The sequence below is a fragment of the Reyranella sp. GW821-FHT14A01 genome (assembly GCF_058803965.1).
Window position 1 is genome coordinate 1 of the sequence record NZ_JBXAPM010000011.1, and the last position, 19285, is coordinate 19285.

A 19285-nucleotide genomic window follows, 5' to 3' on the forward strand; every position below is an offset into this window, starting at 1 on the left:
CCCTCCCCCCCCCCCCCCCCCCCCCCCCCCCCCCCCCCCGACGCAGTTCGCCCAATTGAGTCCTCATCTCGACCTGACCCATTCGGACTTCTTCATCATATGATTTGCCGTCACGGCCGCTAGCCGGCCGTTGGCCAAGTCGACAATAGATCCCTTGCCCCCGCCGTCAGAGGCGGGGGCAGAAAAACGCCCGCACAGCGGGTGCCTGGCGGATGCATGCCGGCAAGGGTTGCAACGACACCGCTGCTCGTTTCACGACGAAAGTACTACCTCGCAATCAACCCACGACACTCCTGCCGTTCCATTGCGGGCGGGTGGCGTTGGCTTATCGTCAAGACAGCCGCTCGCTCCAGGATCCCACCCGCGATCGGTCAGGCCTCGCCCGAGCTCTCCCTATCTCGGCGCGAGGCCGCTCCCGTCAGGAGGAGATGATCAATGCCAGAGACACGGTTGAGGATCGTCAGGTGGCAAGTGACGCAGCAGGAGCGGCTGATCGGTGACCAGCGTGCGCTGATCAGCCGGTTACGGGCGGGCGGGTTGCCTACCGACGATGCCGAGAACTTGTTGAGACAGATGTACGATGTCCTGGAATTTCGCCAGCAAGCGCTCCGGAACCACGAGCTCTCCGGCGAAAGTCCCCAGGTGCATTGAACACACCGAAGAGGTTTGCGGGACCGGGAGTAGCGCAGCCCTCCCTTAGCACCTCGCAGCCGGTCTTCTGACCTTCATTGAGGCCATTCAGATCAGCTCGCTCAATCGCGCCGAGCGAAGCCGGGCACCCTGTTGGCGTTGAATCACTTGAGACGCATATACCACTTCATAGTTGAAGCGAAGGCGCGAATCGGCTGGCCTCAGCAGGGAGCGTGGCCCAGCCTCATCCCATGGACGAGGACCTCATCGCGCTGATTTCAGGGTGCGGCTTTGTGATTGCCGTAGCATCCGCCATCCTCTTTTTCACGACGCAGTTGCATCCCTGAGAAGCCGTCAACCCGAGAATAGTAGCGCGGTGGAGATGGCGTTCGGCTCAACGCCCTCCCCTCACCTGCTTCCGATGGATCTCCAGCTCCTGCACCGAGCGTTCAACAATCTCGACCCAAATTAACTTATGTAAATTGAGCGAAGTTAATTACGCCGTAGGTTGATTGCGGGAAGTCTTTGGGGGCATATCATGGCACAGCAAGTAACGGTTGTAGTAATCGAGCCGCGTTTCCTGGTGCGCGAAGCGCTGGCTTCGCTGATGACGAGCCAAGGTTATCAAGTGATCGGTAGTATCAGCTCCATTGCCGACACGTCCAAAGTCATGGGTGCGGCGGCCGCACCCGCGCTCGTCATCCTTGGCTCACTGTCGGCCGAGGAGGCCAGCAGTGCCGCGAATAGCCTCCGGAAGCATTGGCAAGGTGCAAAGATCGTTCACCTCCACGAGAGGCCGTCGTCGGCCGACTCCCTCAAGCTGTTGGCGTCGGAGATCGACGGATGCATTCCTTTATTTGCATCCAAGGAAGTCCTGGTCGATGCGTGCGAGAGGATCGTCGCCGAGGACTTCAGGATTCTGATGCTCAAGCCCGAACGAGGGGCGTCAACCTGCTCGATGGCCCGTCAGGAGCCGGACGCTCCCGGCCTGGTTCAGATTATTCCAGCGCTTGCCGACGATACGGACGTGCGCACGGCTCCGCGGCGGATCTCCTGTGGCCTGTCGCATCGCGAGGAGGAGGTCCTCAAGGGGCTGACGAGGGGGCATTCGAATAAGATCATCGCCCGGCTATGCGGAATTAGCGAAGCGACGATCAAAGTCCACATGAAGTCGATTTTGCGGAAAGCACAGGTAACCAACCGGACCCAGGCCGCTATTTGGGCGCTTGAAAAGGGATATGGCGCGGCCGCGTGATCGCACCGGGCAAGTCCCGGAGGAGATCGGTCAATATCCTCATTGTAATGCGGGAAGTCCGCGATCTCGGTGATTCGACAGGCGAGCGATGCAGGGCGCTCGATCGAAGCTCCAGCAAGCTTGCGACTGTATGATCCGCTTCGCAGGCTGCCGACGATGACGACGATGTTCTTGGCTTCATTCATATCGTCCTCCTCCAGGGAAAAGGGCAGCACGCAACGAGGGGAGGATTCTTGGAACTGCCAGATAGTTCCGACTACAGCCGACTGCAAGAGTTCCGGCGCTTCCGCATGACGACCTGTATCGCGCTGCAATTCAGCGAGGCCAATCGAGGCGCGTAACTCCCCAAACAAGGCACCCTGACCACGGGCCACCTTGATCGCATCCCTGAAGCACGCGTCGGCTTCCAGATCCTTGTTTGGCCTTCCCTTCGGCGAAATATCTCACCTTTGGTCCGCATCAGCTCCGGCTGTATCCAGCTTTCTTCCGCCTGCTCAGCACGAATGATCGCGGCCTCAATTGTCACGAGACCTTCGTCCACACGATCTGCCGGGCCAATTCTCACGCCGCCTGCTTCGTGTGCCTGCCCGTCGAACCACGGGGACGATCCCTCCATACCTTAGTATAGGGTCGCCAACTGCTTGTATGGATACCAATTCAGCAGCAGGTGGCGCCTCATGGCATCGATATCCCGATCCCGAAAAGGACCGCGCGATGCTCTCCCGCCGCTCACCGATCGACGCTTGCCACCTGTCCGGCGGTTCGCATCGCAACCCCTCTGATCGCCACCACGAAGAACCATGAATATCGTCCGGTTCGCACTGCGTTTTCCCTACACGTTCTACGTCGTGGCGACGCTGATCGTCTTCCTGGGCGGTATCGCGGCGTATTCGATGCGGACCGACATCTTCCCCGAGATCCGCATTCCGGTTGTCACGGTGATCTGGAGCTATTCCGGTCTCAGCACGCCCGAGATGGAGCAGCGGGTCACGACCTACAGCCAGTACGCCATCAGCGCCAATGTGAACGGCATACGCAACATCGAAGCACAGACGCTCACCGGGCTGTCCGTGCAGAAGGTGTACTTCCAGCAGGACGTCAATCTCGACCTCGCCATCTCGCAGATCGTCGCGGCGACCAACGCAATTCGCGCTTTGATGCCGCCCGGCATCCAGCCACCCGTCGTCGTGCAGTTCAATGCCTCGAGCGTGCCGGTCCTGCAGATCGCTCTCAGCTCCGACACCTTGAACGAGCAGCAGCTCTACGACTACGGCATCTACCGCGTGCGTCAGCAGCTCGCTCCCATTCCGGGCCTGACCCTGCCGACACCGGCCGGCGGCAAGTACCGCCAGATCATGGTCGACATCGATCCAGCGAAGCTCGTGGCACGGGGGCTGACGCCGCTCGACGTCGTGACTGCCGTCAATGCGCAGAACCTCACCCTGCCGTCCGGTACCGCGAAGATCGGTGACACCCAGTACCTCGTCCGCACCAACGGGATGCCCTCGACGATCGACGAGCTGAACGACATCCCGGTGAAGGTCGTGAACGGTGCGACCGTGTTCGTGAAGGACGTCGGCCAGGTTCATGACGGCTGGCTGGTGCAGCAGAACATCGTGCGCCAGGACGGCAAGCATTCGGTCCTGCTGAGCATCATCAAGAACGGCAATGCATCGACGCTGGATGTGGTCAACCGCGTCAAGGAAGCGCTCGTCACGATTCGCGCGTCCGCGCCGCCGGGCATGGAGATCCACGAGCTGTTCGACCAGTCGGTGTTCGTGCGCGACGCGCTGTTCGCCGTGCTCCGTGAAGGCGCCATCGCCGCGGCACTTACCGCCGCGATGATCCTGCTGTTCCTGGGCTCCTGGCGATCGACTCTCGTCGTGATGATCTCGATCCCGCTCTCGATCCTCGCCTCGCTCGTGTCGCTATACTTCCTCGGCGAGACGATCAACACGCTGACCCTGGGCGGGCTGGCGCTGGCGATCGGCATCCTGGTCGACGATTCCACCGTCACCATCGAGAACACCCACCGCCTGCTGACCGAAGAGCGGATGGCCTTGCCGCTTGCGACGCTGCACGGAGCGGCCGGCATCGCGATCCCCACGCTCGTTTCGACACTCGCGATCAGCTGCGTGTTCGCCGCCGTCCTGTTCCTCGATGGCCCCGCCAAGTTCCTGTTCACGCCGCTCGGCCTTGCCGTGGTGTTCGCCATGCTGGCCTCCTACGCCCTGTCGCGAACCCTGACGCCGATCACCATCGGCCTGCTGCTCAAGGGCGAGCACCGGCCCCTGCCGGGCGAGGCAATCGGCGTCTTCGGCCGGATTCACGGCGCTTTCGATGCCGGCTTCGAGCGGCTGCGTCACCGCTACACCGCATTCCTCGAAGAGCTGATCGGCCACCGGTTCGCCGTCCTCGTCGTCACGACCCTGGTGCTCCTCTCCGGAGCCGCCACCTTCACCATGGTCGGCCGCGATTTCTTCCCGGTGGTCGACGCCGGCCGCCTGCAGCTCCACGTGCGAGGGCCCGCCGGCATGCGCATCGAGGCGACGGAAGGGCTCTTCCAGGCGGTCGAGAACAAGATTCGAGAGATCATCCCTGCCCGGGACCTCGACCTGATCGTCGACAATATCGGGCTGCCGGCACGACCCTATAACCTGGCTTTCAGCGACGGATCGACCATCGGCGTGAACGACGGCACCGTGCAGGTCGCCCTGAAGGAAGGACATGCACCGACGGAGGAATATGTGAGCCGGCTGCGGCGGGAACTGCCCGCCGCTTTTCCCGAGGCGATCTTCTATTTCCAGCCGGCCGACATGGTCACGCAGATCCTGAACTTCGGATTGCCGGCGCAGATCAACGTCCGCACGGTCGGCTACGATCATACGAACAATCTCCGCGTTGCACGCGAGATCCAGAAGCGGCTGTCCGCGATCAATGGTGTCGTCGACGTGCACCTTCAGCAGGAGACCGATGCGCCGTCCTTCCTGGCCCGCATCGACCGCGCGCGTGCCGCGGAACTTGGGCTGAATGCCAGCGCCATCGCCAGCAACATCAATGTCAGCCTGAGTTCTTCCGAACAGGTGTCGCCGAACTTCTGGACCGACCCGTCGTCCGGCATTCCCTACTACATCGCGGTCCAGACCCCGGAAGCGCAGGTCGCCTCGCTCAACGATCTCGGCAACACGCCCGTGTCGACGGCGCTCACGAAGGATTCCGCGATCAGCGGCGTGCCGGTGCCGGGTCTGCTCAGCAACGTCGCGACCCTCACGCGCCAGAGCGTGGCGACGAACGCCAACCAGACGAATATCCAGCCGGTCTACGAGGTTTATGCCGGCGTCCAGGGCCGCGACCTCGGGCGCGTCGCCGACGATATCCGCGCTGCCGTCTCCGACCTCGACAAGCAGATGGCGCCGGGCAACAGGATCGAGATCGTCGGCCAGATCCAGAGCATGGATCTCGCCTTCCGCAATCTCGGCATCGGGCTGCTGTTCGCGGCGGTGCTCGTCTACCTGCTGATGGTAGTGAACTACCAGAATTTCGGCGACCCGTTCGTGGTGGTGCTCGCCCTGCCGGCGACACTGTGCGGCATCGTCGTCATGTTGTTCGCCACCGGCACCTCGCTGAGCGTCCCCTCCATGATGGGCGCGATCATGGCGGTGGGCGTCGCCTCGGCGAACTCGATCCTGCTCGTCACGTTTGCCCGCGAACAGCGAACCGCCGGCCTCGACGCACGCACCGCCGCCGTCGCCGCCGGCCACACGAGAATCCGGCCCGTCCTGATGACCGCCGCCGCGATGATTGTCGGCATGATCCCGATGGCGATCGGCGGTGCCGGCGAGGAGCAGAACGCGGCGCTGGCCCGTGCCGTGATCGGCGGCCTGCTGTTCGCCACCCCGACCACACTGCTGATCGTGCCCTGCCTGTTCGCCTGGCTGCGCGCCGGGGCCAACGCCGGCGGTGGCGTCTTCAAGGAGCAATTGCCATGACCACCACGCCTGCGCTTCTGGCCGTGACCCTCTTCTCCCTGCTGACATCTGCCATTGGAGTCGGCGCCTGGCAGTTGCACGAGCGCAGCGGCGAGGCCAAGGCCGCCGTCGAACGCCGGCTCTTGGCCGCACCGACCGTCCGGGTAGCCGAGGTGCACGCTGTCGGCGACGCAAGGTCGGTGCGGCTTCCCGCCACCACGACCGCCTTCGCCGCGGCAAATGTCTTTGCTCGCGCCAGCGGATACATCGAGCGGCGCAACGTCGATATCGGCGATCACGTGAAGGCCGGCGATCTGCTCGCGACCATCGTCGCCCCCGAACTCGACCACCAGATAGCCCAGGCGGAGGCGATGCTCGTTCAACTCCAGGCGGCCCAGCATCAGGCCGAAGCCAATCAGGAACTCGCGCGCGTCACCTGGGACCGCGACCATCCGCTGGTGAAGGATGGCTGGCTACCGCAGCAGCGAGGCACGATCGACGTGCAGACGCTGAAGGCGGCCGAGGCCGCGGTCGACGTCGCCCAGGCGAACGTGACCGCGCAGCAGGCGCAGTTGAACGTGCTGCAGCAGGAAAAGGCCTACCAGCGGGTCGTCTCACCGTTCGACGGCATCGTGACCCAACGTAACATCGATATCGGCAGCCTGGTGCAGGCGGATGCCGTGAACAGCACATTCATGTTCACCATCCAGCAGAGCAGCGTGATGCGAATCCAGGTCTTCGTGCCGCAGGACGCCGTCGTCGGTGTCCGGCCGGGCATCAAGGCCGTCGTCACGGTGCCCGAACTGCCGGGACGCCACTTTGCCGGAACGGTGACGCGCATCGCCGATGCCCTGCAGCCCGGAACCCGGACGCTGCTCACCGAAATCGACATCGCCAACCCGGACGGTGCGCTGCAGCCCGGAACCTACTGTATGGCCGAGCTTCAGGTTCCCCGCACGCGGCCGGCGCTCCTGATCCCTGCCGGCGCGCTCATCTTCAACCAGAACGGCCAGCAAGTCGCGGTGGTTGAGAACGGCAGTGCGCACCTGCGTCAGATCACGGTCTTCCGCGACCTCGGAACGGAAATCGAAGTGCGCGATGGCGTGGAAGCGGGCGCCCAGGTGATTCTCAATCCCGCAGTGGACATCCGGGACGGCGATCGCGTGAACGTCGCTTCCGGCCCGACACCGCGGACACCGGCCCAATAGACAGTATGTGAGCGATGACGCCGCGTTGCCGGCGGCGTCCGGGCGATGCCCGGCGTCAGCCCCCGATGGCGGCCCTGATGCGGTCGACCGCGGCATCGGGCGCGGTGAGCACCGGTGTCTTGACCGCGGCGGTGACGGCCGCCAGCGCACGCGACGTCGAGAAGTGCGCAAGCATGATGGCGTCGCAATGCGCGAGCTCGGGCGCGCGCGCGGCGATCAGCGCGTTGTGCCGGTCGGCGTCGCCCTTGCGCAACGCATCCATCGCCCCCTCGACGACGATCGTCTCGAGCGTCGCCTTGGCACCCGCCTCGCCGACGAACTGCTCGAACTCCTCCGTCATGGTCAGCACCGACGGCGCGAAGGTCGCGAGCATCCCGATCCGCTGTCCGCGGCCAATCGCCTCCCGGAACATCGCTTCGTTGGGCTTCAGCACGGGCACCGGCAGTTCCTGCGCCATGCGCTCGATCGCCGGCCCGAACGCCGAGCAGGTGACGAGGATCGCCTCGGCCCCGATGCGATGCGCGTAGCTGCCGAGCTCGACGAAGCGCTCGAACATGCGCGGCGTCAGGTCATGGTCCTTGGCGCGATCAATCGACAGCGAGGCGTCGAGCAGGTCGACGATCTCGGCCTCGGGCCAACGCGTGGCGAACGCGCGCTGGATGGGTTCCACGGCGACGGGCGTCCCATGCAGGAGGACGACGCGGGACTTCTTCGACATGCGACCGGTCTTTCGAAAGGAGAGCGTTTTCAGGAATGCGGCGATCAGGAATGCGATAGGCGGGATACCAGACCACCGTCGCCATAGGCCTTCGCCGCAGCGGGCGAGGCAAGCAGCGCCATCAGCGCGGCGGCACCTTCGGCGTTCGCGGCATCGGCAAAGATGGCGGCATCGAAGGTGGAGACGGTCTGGACCTCCGGGGGAAACGGACCGGCGACGGCGACGCCGGGGACCGACATCAGTTCGCTCACCTGCTGGATCGCGATGTCGGCCTCGCCGCTGGCGACCTTCTCGCCGGTGAAGCCCATCGGGATCGCGACGGCGCGCGCCAGGACCTCTGCGGCGATACCCAACCGCTCGACCAGCCCGGTGAAGTAGATGCCACTCGCACCCGCCCGGGAGTAGGCCACCGCCCTCGCACCGACCAGCGTCCGCTTGAACGCCTCGACCGTCGAAACGTCGGGTTTCGGCGCGCCCTCGCGGACGCCGACGCCCAGGATCGAGTCGGCGAGACAGACGCGGGTCTCGGGACACACGATGCGGTCGGCGCAGAGCTTGTCCATGGAACCGTCGATGGCGATGACAACGTCGGCACGCTGCCCTTCAGCGATCGATTTCATGATGGCCGTGGTCGGACGCCAGTCGATCTCCAGGCGATAGGGCGATGCGGCCTCGAAGGCCGGTTTCAGCCAGCGATTGACGGCCACCTCAAGGGCAAGACCGCTCATGACGGCAATAGACGACGGTGATGCCACTGGATTTCACTCCCCGCACGACAGACACCGCCAATATATAGCGCGATGCAGCCGTGGACGGTGTTAAAAGTTGATCAGGAGCCGGTCTCCGCCGACGGACAGGCTCTGATGTTCCATGCCAGCCACCTTATGCCCAAGCTGGGCGATACAATGCCGCCGGCGACGGTCATTGCGGGATCGGTCACGCTGGGGGAGAAGACGGTACTGCCAAGTGGCGTGGAGTTACAGCTTCAGCTGCGCGCCGTCGCCCGTTCAACGGATGGTGAACTGCTCACGGAGCAGATGGTGCGCAGCGGCTGGCAGGTCCCAATTCCCTTTGCCCTGCGTCTGCCCGACGGATTCCTGCTCAAGGACCGGAAGCTCGCTCTCACCTCCCGGTCGAACTCACACTCGTCAGGCCGGGAGCGACAAGCCAGTGATCGTCCCGGCCCTGGCCTCGGGCTCTAGACGCCCATGCCGACCGAGGCAGGTATCGAACGCAGGTGGCTCTTGACGCGCTTCACGCCGGGCACGTTCTCGGCCGCCACGCGATAGGCCTTACGGACCTCCTCGCCCTCGACGAATCCCCACAAATGAATCACACCGTCGCTGGCCATGACGTTGGTCGGCCACCTGGACTTCCAGGGCTGCTTCTCAAGCGCATCGGCCACCGCCTGGCGGAGCTTGTTGTCGTCGGGCTTGCCCGCAGTGCAATCCGGCTCGCGCGACAACAACGCCTCGAGCAGGTTGGCGCGGCTGACGATGCCCACCAGCCTGTCTTCCCGCACGATCGGGATCCTCTTGACGCCGTGCTTCTCGATCAGTTCGACCAGCTCGGCAAGCGTTGCTTCGTCGCTAGCCGTGACGACTTCGCGCGTCATCACGTCGGCGACCTTTCGCGCGTGCGAGGCGACGAAATCCCGGGCGGAACTGGCCTCACTCTCCAGAAGCCGCGCCAGCCAAGTCTTGCGGGGCGCCGCACCGATCTCGGCGCGATGGATGAGATCGGCCTCGCTCACAATCCCTAGAACGTTGCCCTGGTCATTGACGACCGGCGTGGCGCTGACGCCAGCACCGAGCAGGAATTCGGCAGCATCGAACACCGAGTCCTTGATGTTCACGCAGACGATCTTTGTGGTCATGACGTCCTTGGCTTGCATGATCCAACCTCCTCTCTCTGATGTTGCAGGAGGATAGTGATGTCGCGCGTGAGGAGACGCATTGCGCCATGTCAAACGCCGAGATCTGCCAGCACTTCGGCCACGACCAGGAGGGTATTGCTCGCCGACGCACTCGGCGAAAGGCGGCGTTCACCGAACGTCGATCAGGGCACCAGAACCGCGGCGCCCTGGAAAACCCCTGCGCGCAGATCGGCGATCGCTTCATTGGCAGCAGAGAGCTTATAGACCGTTGTTGTCGTCTTCACCGGGACCAGCGGTGCCATCGCAAGAAACCCCCTGGCGTCCTGTCGGGTGAGATTGGCGACGGAAAGAATCTGTCGCTCTTCCCAGAGCAGGCTATAGGGAAAGCCCGGTATGTCGCTCATGTGGATGCCCCCGCACACCACGCGCCCACCCTTTCGCACGGCTTTCAGCGCCGCCGGCACGAGTTCGCCCACCGGCGCGAACAGGATGGCGGCGTCGAGCAGGTTCGGCGGGACCTCGTCGGACCCGCCCGCCCAGATCGCGCCCAAGGAGCGTGCACGTTCCTGCGCCGCCCCGTCCCCGGGCCGGGTGAACGCATGGACCGCCCGCCCCTGCCATCTGCACACCTGCGCAATGATGTGGGCGGCCGCACCAAATCCGTACAAGCCGATGCGACGCGCATCTCCGCAGAGCTTGAGCGATCTCCACCCGATCAATCCGGCGCAGAGCAGCGGCGCGGTCGCGACCGGATCGTCGAAGCCAATCAGCGGAAACGAGAAATCCGCACTGGCCACGACATGGGTCGCGAAGCCGCCGTCTCTCGTGAGGCCGGTAAAGACCGGCCGATCGCACAGATTCTCCCTGGCCCACCCGCAGTAGGGACAATGTCCACATGTCCCTCCGAGCCACGGCACACCGACGCGGGTGCCCAATCGCCCGGCCGCGACACCCTCACCCACTGCTTCGACGATGCCAACGATCTCGTGCCCCGGCACGAGCGGATGTCTGATTCCGGGAAACTCGCCGTCGAGGATATGCAAATCGGTCCGGCAAACACCGCAGGCTTCAATCCTGATCAGCAGATCGCCCGGGCCGGGCCTGGGGTTGGGCCTCTCCTCGAGCAGAAGCGGCCCACCCTGGGAATGGAGGACCATTGCCTTCAAGGGATGCGCCCCTTCCGGACCCGAGGATCTCAGGCCGCCTTGATGGCGACCTGCTTGACCTGTGCGGGCGGGTTCGCGGTCTTGGCGATCTTCAGCTCCAGGATGCCCTTGGCGAACCTGGCCGTGATTCCGTCGCGGTCGGCATCCGCCGGCAGCGTAAAAGCGCACGTGAAGGAGCCGTAGCTGCGCTCCGTGTAATGCATCTTGAAATCACCGCCGAACGGCAGTCCGTTACGCGGAGTCGTGAGAGACCTTGCTTCGCTCATGATAACCTCCTTCCGGATTGCTGGAGTTGCCAATCCCTTGTACCGGCCTGGAGGCCATCGCGACTTGATCGAGATCAAAGTGCGCGCTCCCGCCCTCCACCCCAAACAAACAAGAAAGGGCCGCAAATGCGACCCTTCCGATGCTTCAGGTACGTCGGGAGGTGCGGATGGCTACTTCTTCACCGCGTCGATCTTGAACACCGGCTTGAAACCGTCCGGCGCGAGCAGGGTCGTCCGGTCATACGTATTCACGTTCTTGCCGTCGATGATGCTGAACTTGCGACTCGCCACCTTGACCTCGAGCTTGCCTTCGAGGAGACGCAGCGCCTGGTCGACACTGATCCGCGAGCCGAGCAGGTTGTTGTCGTTCACGGTCGCCATGACGATGCCGTCGCGCACGGCCTGCTCGATCGGCGGCGTCGAGTAGAAGGCGATCAGCTTCTTGTCCTTGAGGCCCCTCTCCTTGACGATCTCCATCGCGCCTTCGATCGCCGGGGCGACGCCGCCGATGATCGTGAGATCGGGATAGGTCTGCAGGGCGTCCTCGATCAGCTTCATCTGCGTGGCCTTGCCGGTGTCGCCGTAGATGACCTTCACCAGGTCCACATCGGAACCGGCGATCGCCTCCTTCATGCCCTTCACCGCATCCTCGACCCATTGCGAGCCGGCCGGGCCGGCGAGCCAGACCATCTTCTTCTTGCCGGAGCCGGCGGGAAAGGTTTGGGCCAGGTACTTACCGGCAGTCGCGCCTGCGTAATAGTACTGGGCGAGCGCCGCAGCCGCGATCTTATCACTGGTCACACCGTTGCCGAGATCGAGCACCGGGACGCCCTTGCGGGCAAGCTCCTCGATCATGCCGTTCAGGCCCGACTTGGAGACGGCGTTGACCAGCACGGCGTTGCCGCCGGCGGCGACGCAATCCTCGATCTGCTGGATCTGGCCCGCAACGTCGTCGTAGCTGCTGGCCGCCATGATGGTCGCCGAGACGTTCTGGCGCTTGGCCTCGATCATCACGCCGTAGTCCTTGGCGACGTAGTAGGCATCCTTCATGTGGGGAAAGGCAACGCACAGGCGCCACGGCTTGGTCAGTGCGCCGACCGGCAGCGGCTTGTAGACGGCCGTCGGGTTCTTCTCGTCGACCATCAGGTCGGCGGTCCAGTCGTCGGCCGCGAAAGCCGCGCCCGCCTGCATGGCCAGCACTGCCGAAAACGCGATTGCAGAGATCTTCCTCATGACACGGCTCCCACTGCTATATCCCGACCCGGGATATTGGCTCCCCTAGACCCGGCCATGGATGATCATCGACGTGATGTCCTGGCGGGTCGTCCCCTCCGTCGGCACCACGCCGACCAGATTTCCGTTTTTGAGAACGGCCACGCGATTGGAGATGCTCATGACATGCTCCATGTTGTGGCTGACGATGAGGAACGAGATGCCGCGCTGGGACAGGCGCTGGATGAGGTCGAGCACCTTCTGGCCCTCGTGCACGCCCAGCGCCGCCATCGGCTCGTCCATGATGATCAGCTTGATGTCGCCGAGCAACAGCCGACTGATGGCCACGGCCTGACGCTGGCCGCCGGACATGGTGCTGACCGGGCGGTCGAGATACGGCATGCGGATGTCGAGCTCGCGCAGCAATGCCTTGGTACGCTCGACCATCTCGGCGCGCCGCAGCAGCGGCAGCACGCCCAGGACCCTGGTCGACAGTTCGCGGCCGAGGAACACGTTCTGCGGGACGTCGAAGCAATCGACCAGCCCAAGATTCTGATGCAGCGTGGCGATGCCCAGGTCATGCGCATCGTGCGGGTTCTGGATATCGGCCAGATGTCCGCTCACATGAATGGTGCCTTCGTCCGGCACTTCGGCGCCGGAGAGGATCTTCACCAGCGTGGACTTGCCGGCGCCGTTGTCACCGACCAGCGCCATGATCTCGTTCTCGCGAACCTCCAGCGAGACGCCGTTCAGGGCGCGGTTGCCACCGAACGACTTCACGATGCCGGAGGCCTTGAGGAGCGATGCGGTGCCCGCCGCGGGGCGCGAGGGCGCGAGGATCTGGTCCATGCTATTCCGCCCTCACCTGCTGCATCATCTTGATGCGCACCTGGTCGACCACCACCGCGAGGATGAGCAGGACACCCAGCACGATGAGCTGCTGGTAGCTCGGTACTCGCAGGAGGTTCATGCCGTTGGTGACGAGCGTGACGAAGAACGCACCCAGCACCACGTTGCCGACCCGACCTATGCCGCCGAAGAAAGACACGCCGGCGATGACGACTGCCGTGATCGATTCGAGCACATGCGTGGCGGCAAGCGTCGCCTCGCCCGTGCCGACGCGGGCGGTCAGCAGTATGCCGCCGATCGACACGATGACCGAGCACATGACATAGGCCATCACCATGTGGAGCCGCGTGCTGATGCCCGCGAGACGGCTCGCCACGATGTTGCCGCCGAGCGCGTAGATGCGGCGGCCGAACGGCGTCCAGTTGAGGATGTAGTACATGATCAGGAAGACGCCGCCCGCGACCCACACGGGCGCCGGGATGCCGAGTGGGGCGGCATAGGCGAAGACCTCGCCGAACTGCTTGGGCATGCCGTACATCGGCATGCCGCCGCTGACCGTCAGCGCAATGCCCGACAGAATCGACAGCATGCCCACGGTCATGATGAACGGGTTGACGTTGAAGACGGCGATGCCGACACCGTTGATCGCACCGACCGCCGCGCCGATGGCCATCCCCGCGCCGATGCCGGCGGCGATCGCGAGCCACGGCGCGTTGGGATCGCCGGCCAGCACGGTACCCATCACGGTGGCCATCGCCAGCGCGACGCAGACGCTGACCAGCGCCTCGGTCGAGCCGATCGACATGTCGATGCCGCGCACCAGCAGGGTGAGCATCTGGCCGATGCTGACGACCACCAGGAAGCTCGAGGCCCGGGCAACGTTGAAGAGGTTGTTGTAGGTGAGGAACCGCGGCTCGGCGATGGCGAAGCCCACGATGGCGATGACGAGGACGATCGGCAGGATGCCACCTGCCAGGAAGATCCTGCGCGCGAGGCCGGAAAGACGTCCCAGCAGATCGGGCAGGAGTTTCTGCTCCACGACGATGCGCTCAGACATCGTCTTTTCTACGATTTACCATGGCCATCCCCTTGATCTTTTCACGATTAGCCTACAGACGGGCTGCATGACGCAAATTGATATTTTCAATGAAGAAAACAATAATTTTGATATTGAGGTACAGCCATCCGCAGGAATTCCATGTCGAAGCAACCCGCGCACCAGACCCGCCCCATCGAGGGGCTCGCCCGGAAAATAAACTGGAATCTGCTGCACATGTTCGTCGTGGTCGCCGAGCAGCAGAGCCTCTCGCGTGCCGCCGACGTGCTGGGCCGCGGCCAGCCTGCGGTAAGTGCAGCGCTCAAGAAACTCGAGGAACGGCTCGACTGCAAGCTGGCCACGCGCGGTCCGACGAACTTCGCACTTACACCGGCCGGCGAGGTCCTCTATCGCGAGGCCCGCGAGATCGCCAACGGCATCGACCGCATCTCGCTGCTCATCGCCGATCTCAGCGGGGAACTTACCGGCACCGTGCATCTGGCGATGGCCAGCCACATGACCAGCCCCCTGCTCAACCAGGCCTTTGCCGAGTTCCATCGGCGGCATCCGAAGGCGACGTTCCTCACGACGGTCATGTCCAGCCCGGACATCATGAAGGCGATGGCGGCGAGCACGATCCACTTCGCCATCACGCCGCTCTATCAGACGCCCGACCAGTTCGAATGCTTCCACCTGTTCCGCGAACACTGCGCTTTCTATTGCGGACCGACCCACCGGCTGTTCGGCCGCCGTGACGTCACGCCCGCCGAACTGCGCAACGAGGCGTCCGTCAGCTACTACCGGCCGACCACGATCTCCTACACGCTGCAAACGATCGCCGATGCCCACGCCGAAATGCAGCTCGCCGAGCCCGCCGTTGCGGTTTCCAATCACATGGAGGAGGTCCGGCGCATGATCGTCGCCGGCATCGGCATCGGGGTCATTCCTATCCACATCGCGGCGCGCGACGAGAAGGACGGGCTGCTCTGGCGACTGCCGCCCTACAAGCCGATGATGCCGGTCGACATCTTCATGATCACCAATCCCCGCGTTCGGCCCAGCCGGGTCGAGCAGTCGCTGATCGATGTCATCCACGAGCTGGTGGAGGCCCGGCCGCTGAAGGAACGGACCTATCCGCAGGCGCTCGGGCTGTCCTTTGCATCGCCGGCGGCGCCACGTGCGCGGCAGGGTCAGAAAAACCGGTCGTAGTGAATCCGATCCGCCGGCACGGACCGGCCCCGGGCCAGCAGCGACACGACCGCCTCCGCCATCGGCGGGGGGCCCGCCAGATAGAAGTCGGCATGGCGGAAGGTCTCGTCCGGCAGGTCGGCCACCAGCTCGTGCACCATCCCCGTGCGGCCCACCCATCGAGAATCCTCGTTCGAGACGATGGGATGGAAGCGCAGCCGGCCGCCGAGCCGCGGGAGGTCCCGCAACATCATCTCGCCGCAGATATCGTCGGCGGATCTGCCGCCATAGAAGAAGTCGAAGCTGCCACCATGCTGCGGGCCCAGCCGGTCGAGCCCTCGCGCAATGCCGATCATCGGCGACAGGCCGGAACCGCCGGCAATGCACACGACGTGGCGCGCTGCGGCAGTCCGCAGATAGGCGCGGCCGTAGGGTCCGTCCAGCGCGACACGGGCGCCCGGGCGAAGGTCGAACAACAGCGACGTTGCAGCACCGTCGCGAACGCGCCGGATGATGAAGTGCCACTCGCCGGCGTCGTTGGCGACATTCGACATCGAATAGGCGCGCATCGACCCCAGGCCGGGTAGCGACAGCAACGCATACTGTCCGGGCAGGAAGTTCGCGGGCCGGCCGGTGCGAAAGCGGAACTCACGCATGTCGTGGGTGAGATCCTCGATCGCTTCGAGAGTGGCGCTCACCCGCTCGGGTAGCGGCGCGTCCGAGGCGTCGCCGCGACCGATCATCTTGATGCTGCAATCCGAGGCCGGGCGAGACTGACATGCCAGATAGCGACGGCGGCCGCGATCGCGCTCCGACAGGCCGGGCGCCGCTGGCCAGGCGTCGACGACCTCGCCGTCGAGCAGCTCGAACTTGCAACTGCCGCAGCCGCCGGCATTGCATTCGTACGCGAGCGGCAGGCCGGCCCGCAGGCCCGCCCGCAGAAGCGCGTCATCGGACGCGCAGTCGAAGCCGGCGCCGAGCCGCTCCTCGTGGATGCGGTAGGCCACGCGGTGTCCTAGTCCAGCCGCCGCGACAGGGCTTCGTGCAGCTTCGCGAGCCGGCCCGGCCCCACGAAGTCGCCATCCTTCACGAGCTGCACGTCGCCCACCCAGAGCGACTGGTCGAGGACGATCCCGTCGGGATGGTTCTCGCCGCCGCCCGGCTCCCACCAGGGCAAACCCATGCCGATCGCATTCGAGCCGGGGACGCGGATGTCTTCGATGAACTGCCGCTGGGTGAGCATCGTGCCGGGGTGGAAGCCCAGGGTGAAATGAACGAAGTAGCCGAAGTCGCCCTTGCCGCCCGCACGGCGCAGGGCGCGCCCGAAGCTCGGCCGGTCCTCGGTGCCGCCGCCCGTGAAGCCCTTGATCTTGCCGTCGACCTCGATGGTAATGGGCTCGCGCAGAGTCCGATAATATTCGTCGAACAGGGCCTGAATGACGATCTTGCCCTTCACGCTATCCATCACCGGATAGAAGCTCTGCGTACCGGGCACGGTGTTCATGCCCGGACTCTGGCAGACGCGCTGACGGATCATTTTCAGCTTGTCGAGCGTGAGGGTCACGTCTGTGCCCTTGGGACAGGTGAAGCGCACCTGCTGGCCCGCCGCCTCGGCGAAGAATTCCGCCAGGGCCACGTTGAAGTCCATCATCGCCGGGAAATCGACGCAGCCGTAGAGGCGCTCGAAACTGTCCGCCTCGGCAAGCGCCAGCAGCGCATAGCGGCAGCGATTGGCGTCCATCGCCGCTGAATGGGCACCGGAGCCCGCATGGTAGGGAAAGCAGAAGTCGAACCAGACGTCGCAGGCGATCACCGCGGCCTTGAGCGCGTCGGAGACATAGGGGTCGGCAAGCCCGCCCTGGAACGGCAGTTGCGGCGCCACCGCCACGAGGGGCTTGGCCCCGGCCTGAATGACCGTGTCGACGACGGCCTGGATCAGCTTGCCCTCGGTCGCCGCGTCGGCGGTGATGAGCACGGTCTCGCCATTGCCTACAGCGAAGTGCTTGTTGACCAGATTGTCTGCCGCACGCAGCAGCCGCTTCGACGTGAACATGGGCACTCCCTTGGCTTGCGAGCTCAGGTGCTCTCGACGGTGAGGCGCGTGGGTCTCGGCATGGTGAACGTCTCGCGCACCACGGCGTATTCCTGGTAGCCAAGACGGGCGATCGGCTCGAGCCGGTCGATCTTCAGGAGGCCGTCCTGCAGGAGGTGATCGCTTATGTGGACACCGAGCACTTCGCCCAGCACCATGCAGTTGTCGACGCCACCGAACGAACCCGGCATCGAGATCACCTTGACCAGACGGCATTCCAGGTGGAGCGGCGATTCCTTCACGCGCGGTGGCCGCACCAGCTGCGACGGCTCCTTGGTCAGCCCCGCCAGGTCGAACTCATCGATGTCGCGCCCTGCAGGCGCGGAGGAGACGTTCAACGCCTCGCGCAGGCCCCAGGTCGCGACGTTGATCACGAACTCACCGACGTCGCGCACCGCGCGCAGCGAATCCTTCTCGCCCCCTTCCGAGTGCGCGCCGACCGGGCAATAGATCACCAGGGGCGGATTCTCGCTCACGAGATTGAAGAAGCTGAACGGCGCCAGGTTCACCCGGCCCTTGCCGTCGATCGTCGACACCCAGCCGATCGGGCGCGGAACGATACATTGCTTCAGCGGATTGTGCGGCAGCCCATGGTCGTTGCGGGCGCATTCGTAGAACATCGCCCAGCCCTACTCGGCCGCGGCGGCCATCTGGCGTGGGCCGTAGATCCGGTCGAGATTGTGCAGGATGAAGTGCTGCACGCCCTTCTCGAGCCGGCTCATGCGGCCAGGAACGAAATGCCTGGCCCGTGACGCGTTCTGCAGCGATTCCACCATGGCGAAGTCCTCGCCGAGAATCTTGTCGCTCATCTCGAGGAACTGGCTCTTCACCTCGGGGAAGTTCGGCGCCTCGACGATATGCTTCGGGAAGACGATGAACTGCTTCATGATCATCGTGTTGGCATCGACCGGCCAGGACGAATAGAGCATCACGTAGTCGGGCCGCACGAAGAAGTTCACGTTGGGCGTGATGACGCCGGCCTGGGAGAAGCGCGGCGGCTTGTCCTTCAACGCCGGAATCGGCTCGACGAAGACCTCGCCCGACTTGGTGTGCGAGCCCGCGTCATACTCGTTGATGAAGACCTGGCCGCGTTTGCGCGTCTCGTAGGGCACGTCGGTCGTCTTCATGTAGCGACCGATCGTGTCCTTGTGCAGCACGCCGATGTGATAGAAGTCGATGAAGTTCTCGACCATCAGCTTCCAGTTGCAGTTGAGCGGAATGTCGCGCTGGATGCCGAGCCGCATCGGCTCCATGTCGATATAGCCGAACTTCTCGGCGAACTCGGCGATGAAGGTCTCGAACTTCTCGGGCGTCTTGTTCAGCGAGACGAAAACCCAGCCCTGGAATGTCTCGCACGGCAGTTCCGGCAGCTTGCAGTTCTTGCGATCGAAACCCTCCGAATCGCGCATGTAGGGCGCGCCGATCAGCTGACCGTCGAGATTGTAGAGCCAGCCGTGATATGGGCAGGTGAATTCCTTCGTGTTGCCCGCACCGCTGGCGATTTCCACGCCGCGATGAAGGCAGGTATTCGAGTAGGCGGCGATCCTGCCGTCGGACGTGCGGCACAGGAGGACCGGCTGCTCGACGAGGCGGAAGGTCTTGTAGTCGCCCGGATTTGCAATCTCTTCGGCGCGGCCGATACACAGCCAGTCCTCGCCGAAGATCACCTGCTTTTCGCGCTCGAGCACGGCGGGATCGTGATACATCTCACCGGTCGGATGAGCGGCCTGCGTAATGGGCAGAAAGGTCTTGGCGTAGGAGTTCTCGACCGCGCCGACTGTCTTGCTTGTGCTGTCCATTACTTGGCCCTCTTGCTACTTC

At 64.3% G+C, this 19285-nt stretch carries 18 protein-coding genes; 6 read left to right on the top strand and 12 right to left on the bottom strand.

The features are described from left to right. Nucleotides 1-435: 435 nt before the first annotated feature. The 4 genes from AC1ROX_RS19640 (at nt 436) to AC1ROX_RS19655 (ending at nt 7061) form a co-directional block, all read left to right on the top strand. Nucleotides 436-651, top strand: a complete 216-nt coding sequence (locus AC1ROX_RS19640; RefSeq protein ID WP_493128213.1) for a hypothetical protein — start codon at nt 436-438, stop codon at nt 649-651. 517 nt (nt 652-1168) lie between these two features. Further along, the gene (locus AC1ROX_RS19645; RefSeq protein WP_493128215.1) at nt 1169-1885 is read left to right on the top strand and encodes a helix-turn-helix transcriptional regulator; all 717 of its coding nucleotides are present in this window, start codon (nt 1169-1171) and stop codon (nt 1883-1885) included. A gap of 800 nt (nt 1886-2685) precedes the next feature. Further along, nucleotides 2686-5874 (top strand): efflux RND transporter permease subunit, encoded by a 3189-nt coding sequence (locus AC1ROX_RS19650; protein WP_493128217.1) that lies wholly within the window; start codon nt 2686-2688, stop codon nt 5872-5874. Further along, a complete protein-coding gene (locus tag AC1ROX_RS19655; protein ID WP_493128218.1) occupies nt 5871-7061 on the top strand; it encodes an efflux RND transporter periplasmic adaptor subunit in 1191 nt (396 codons plus the stop codon). Before AC1ROX_RS19650 ends, AC1ROX_RS19655 begins: the two co-directional genes overlap by 4 nt. A gap of 55 nt (nt 7062-7116) precedes the next feature. Here AC1ROX_RS19655 and AC1ROX_RS19660 read toward each other — a convergent pair whose 3' ends face one another. After that, complete coding sequence (locus AC1ROX_RS19660) at nt 7117-7779, bottom strand: aspartate/glutamate racemase family protein (protein WP_493128220.1); 663 nt, start codon at nt 7777-7779, stop codon at nt 7117-7119. 44 nt (nt 7780-7823) lie between these two features. Continuing rightward, nucleotides 7824-8534: a molybdate ABC transporter substrate-binding protein gene (locus AC1ROX_RS19665; RefSeq protein WP_493128221.1), complete on the bottom strand. Its 711-nt coding sequence runs from the start codon at nt 8532-8534 to the stop codon at nt 7824-7826. A 45-nt stretch (nt 8535-8579) separates the two neighbouring features. Here AC1ROX_RS19665 and AC1ROX_RS19670 point away from each other — a divergent pair, with 45 nt between their 5' ends. Next, the gene (locus tag AC1ROX_RS19670; RefSeq protein WP_493128223.1) at nt 8580-8981 is read left to right on the top strand and encodes a YbaY family lipoprotein; all 402 of its coding nucleotides are present in this window, start codon (nt 8580-8582) and stop codon (nt 8979-8981) included. Here the strand turns inward: AC1ROX_RS19670 and AC1ROX_RS19675 are convergent. The 6 genes from AC1ROX_RS19675 to AC1ROX_RS19700 all read right to left on the bottom strand — a co-directional run bounded on the left by AC1ROX_RS19675 (nt 8978) and on the right by AC1ROX_RS19700 (nt 14205). Then, nucleotides 8978-9673: a CBS domain-containing protein gene (locus tag AC1ROX_RS19675; RefSeq protein ID WP_493128225.1), complete on the bottom strand. Its 696-nt coding sequence runs from the start codon at nt 9671-9673 to the stop codon at nt 8978-8980. The genes AC1ROX_RS19670 and AC1ROX_RS19675 overlap by 4 nt on opposite strands. Nucleotides 9674-9837: 164 nt before the next feature. Further along, nucleotides 9838-10821, bottom strand: coding sequence for a zinc-dependent alcohol dehydrogenase family protein (locus AC1ROX_RS19680; protein WP_493128227.1), 984 nt, complete (start codon nt 10819-10821; stop codon nt 9838-9840). A gap of 29 nt (nt 10822-10850) precedes the next feature. After that, nucleotides 10851-11087, bottom strand: coding sequence for an Hsp20/alpha crystallin family protein (locus tag AC1ROX_RS19685; RefSeq protein WP_493128229.1), 237 nt, complete (start codon nt 11085-11087; stop codon nt 10851-10853). Nucleotides 11088-11258: 171 nt separating this feature from the next. Next, nucleotides 11259-12320 (bottom strand): TMAO reductase system periplasmic protein TorT, encoded by a 1062-nt coding sequence (torT, locus tag AC1ROX_RS19690; RefSeq protein ID WP_493128231.1) that lies wholly within the window; start codon nt 12318-12320, stop codon nt 11259-11261. 45 nt (nt 12321-12365) lie between these two features. Beyond that, the gene (locus AC1ROX_RS19695; protein WP_493128233.1) at nt 12366-13148 is read right to left on the bottom strand and encodes an ATP-binding cassette domain-containing protein; all 783 of its coding nucleotides are present in this window, start codon (nt 13146-13148) and stop codon (nt 12366-12368) included. Between the two features lies 1 nt (nt 13149). Beyond that, nucleotides 13150-14205: an ABC transporter permease gene (locus AC1ROX_RS19700; RefSeq protein ID WP_493128235.1), complete on the bottom strand. Its 1056-nt coding sequence runs from the start codon at nt 14203-14205 to the stop codon at nt 13150-13152. A 141-nt stretch (nt 14206-14346) separates the two neighbouring features. Between AC1ROX_RS19700 and AC1ROX_RS19705 the strand changes: the two genes are divergently transcribed. Further along, nucleotides 14347-15393: a LysR family transcriptional regulator gene (locus AC1ROX_RS19705; protein WP_493128237.1), complete on the top strand. Its 1047-nt coding sequence runs from the start codon at nt 14347-14349 to the stop codon at nt 15391-15393. Here AC1ROX_RS19705 and AC1ROX_RS19710 read toward each other — a convergent pair. Genes AC1ROX_RS19710 through AC1ROX_RS19725 form a run of 4 tightly spaced genes read right to left on the bottom strand, consistent with a single transcriptional unit; the run spans nt 15375 to nt 19263 of the window. Then, the gene (locus tag AC1ROX_RS19710; RefSeq protein WP_493128238.1) at nt 15375-16379 is read right to left on the bottom strand and encodes an FAD-binding oxidoreductase; all 1005 of its coding nucleotides are present in this window, start codon (nt 16377-16379) and stop codon (nt 15375-15377) included. The two genes, AC1ROX_RS19705 and AC1ROX_RS19710, sit on opposite strands and share 19 nt — an antisense overlap. 8 nt (nt 16380-16387) lie before the next feature. Beyond that, nucleotides 16388-17425, bottom strand: coding sequence for a 2,5-dihydroxypyridine 5,6-dioxygenase NicX family protein (locus tag AC1ROX_RS19715; RefSeq protein WP_493128239.1), 1038 nt, complete (start codon nt 17423-17425; stop codon nt 16388-16390). Nucleotides 17426-17448: 23 nt separating this feature from the next. After that, nucleotides 17449-18084 carry a flavin reductase family protein gene (locus AC1ROX_RS19720; RefSeq protein ID WP_493128240.1) on the bottom strand — a complete coding sequence of 212 codons (636 nt, stop codon included), beginning with the start codon at nt 18082-18084 and terminating at the stop codon, nt 17449-17451. Nucleotides 18085-18093: 9 nt separating this feature from the next. Next, nucleotides 18094-19263, bottom strand: coding sequence for an aromatic ring-hydroxylating oxygenase subunit alpha (locus tag AC1ROX_RS19725; RefSeq protein WP_493128241.1), 1170 nt, complete (start codon nt 19261-19263; stop codon nt 18094-18096). Nucleotides 19264-19285: the final 22 nt, after the last annotated feature.

Bases quoted from the DNA above. Each gene is read 5' to 3' on its own strand.
- AC1ROX_RS19640 (WP_493128213.1), top strand. From the start codon at position 436: ATGCCAGAGACACGGTTGAGGATCGTCAGGTGGCAAGTGACGCAGCAG.
- AC1ROX_RS19645 (WP_493128215.1), top strand. From the start codon at position 1,169: ATGGCACAGCAAGTAACGGTTGTAGTAATCGAGCCGCGTTTCCTGGTG.
- AC1ROX_RS19650 (WP_493128217.1), top strand. From the start codon at position 2,686: ATGAATATCGTCCGGTTCGCACTGCGTTTTCCCTACACGTTCTACGTC.
- AC1ROX_RS19655 (WP_493128218.1), top strand. From the start codon at position 5,871: ATGACCACCACGCCTGCGCTTCTGGCCGTGACCCTCTTCTCCCTGCTG.
- AC1ROX_RS19660 (WP_493128220.1), bottom strand. From the start codon at position 7,779: ATGTCGAAGAAGTCCCGCGTCGTCCTCCTGCATGGGACGCCCGTCGCC.
- AC1ROX_RS19670 (WP_493128223.1), top strand. From the start codon at position 8,580: ATGCAGCCGTGGACGGTGTTAAAAGTTGATCAGGAGCCGGTCTCCGCC.
- AC1ROX_RS19675 (WP_493128225.1), bottom strand. From the start codon at position 9,673: ATGCAAGCCAAGGACGTCATGACCACAAAGATCGTCTGCGTGAACATC.
- AC1ROX_RS19685 (WP_493128229.1), bottom strand. From the start codon at position 11,087: ATGAGCGAAGCAAGGTCTCTCACGACTCCGCGTAACGGACTGCCGTTC.
- torT (WP_493128231.1), bottom strand. From the start codon at position 12,320: ATGAGGAAGATCTCTGCAATCGCGTTTTCGGCAGTGCTGGCCATGCAG.
- AC1ROX_RS19695 (WP_493128233.1), bottom strand. From the start codon at position 13,148: ATGGACCAGATCCTCGCGCCCTCGCGCCCCGCGGCGGGCACCGCATCG.
- AC1ROX_RS19700 (WP_493128235.1), bottom strand. From the start codon at position 14,205: ATGTCTGAGCGCATCGTCGTGGAGCAGAAACTCCTGCCCGATCTGCTG.
- AC1ROX_RS19705 (WP_493128237.1), top strand. From the start codon at position 14,347: ATGTCGAAGCAACCCGCGCACCAGACCCGCCCCATCGAGGGGCTCGCC.
- AC1ROX_RS19715 (WP_493128239.1), bottom strand. From the start codon at position 17,425: ATGTTCACGTCGAAGCGGCTGCTGCGTGCGGCAGACAATCTGGTCAAC.
- AC1ROX_RS19720 (WP_493128240.1), bottom strand. From the start codon at position 18,084: ATGTTCTACGAATGCGCCCGCAACGACCATGGGCTGCCGCACAATCCG.
- AC1ROX_RS19725 (WP_493128241.1), bottom strand. From the start codon at position 19,263: ATGGACAGCACAAGCAAGACAGTCGGCGCGGTCGAGAACTCCTACGCC.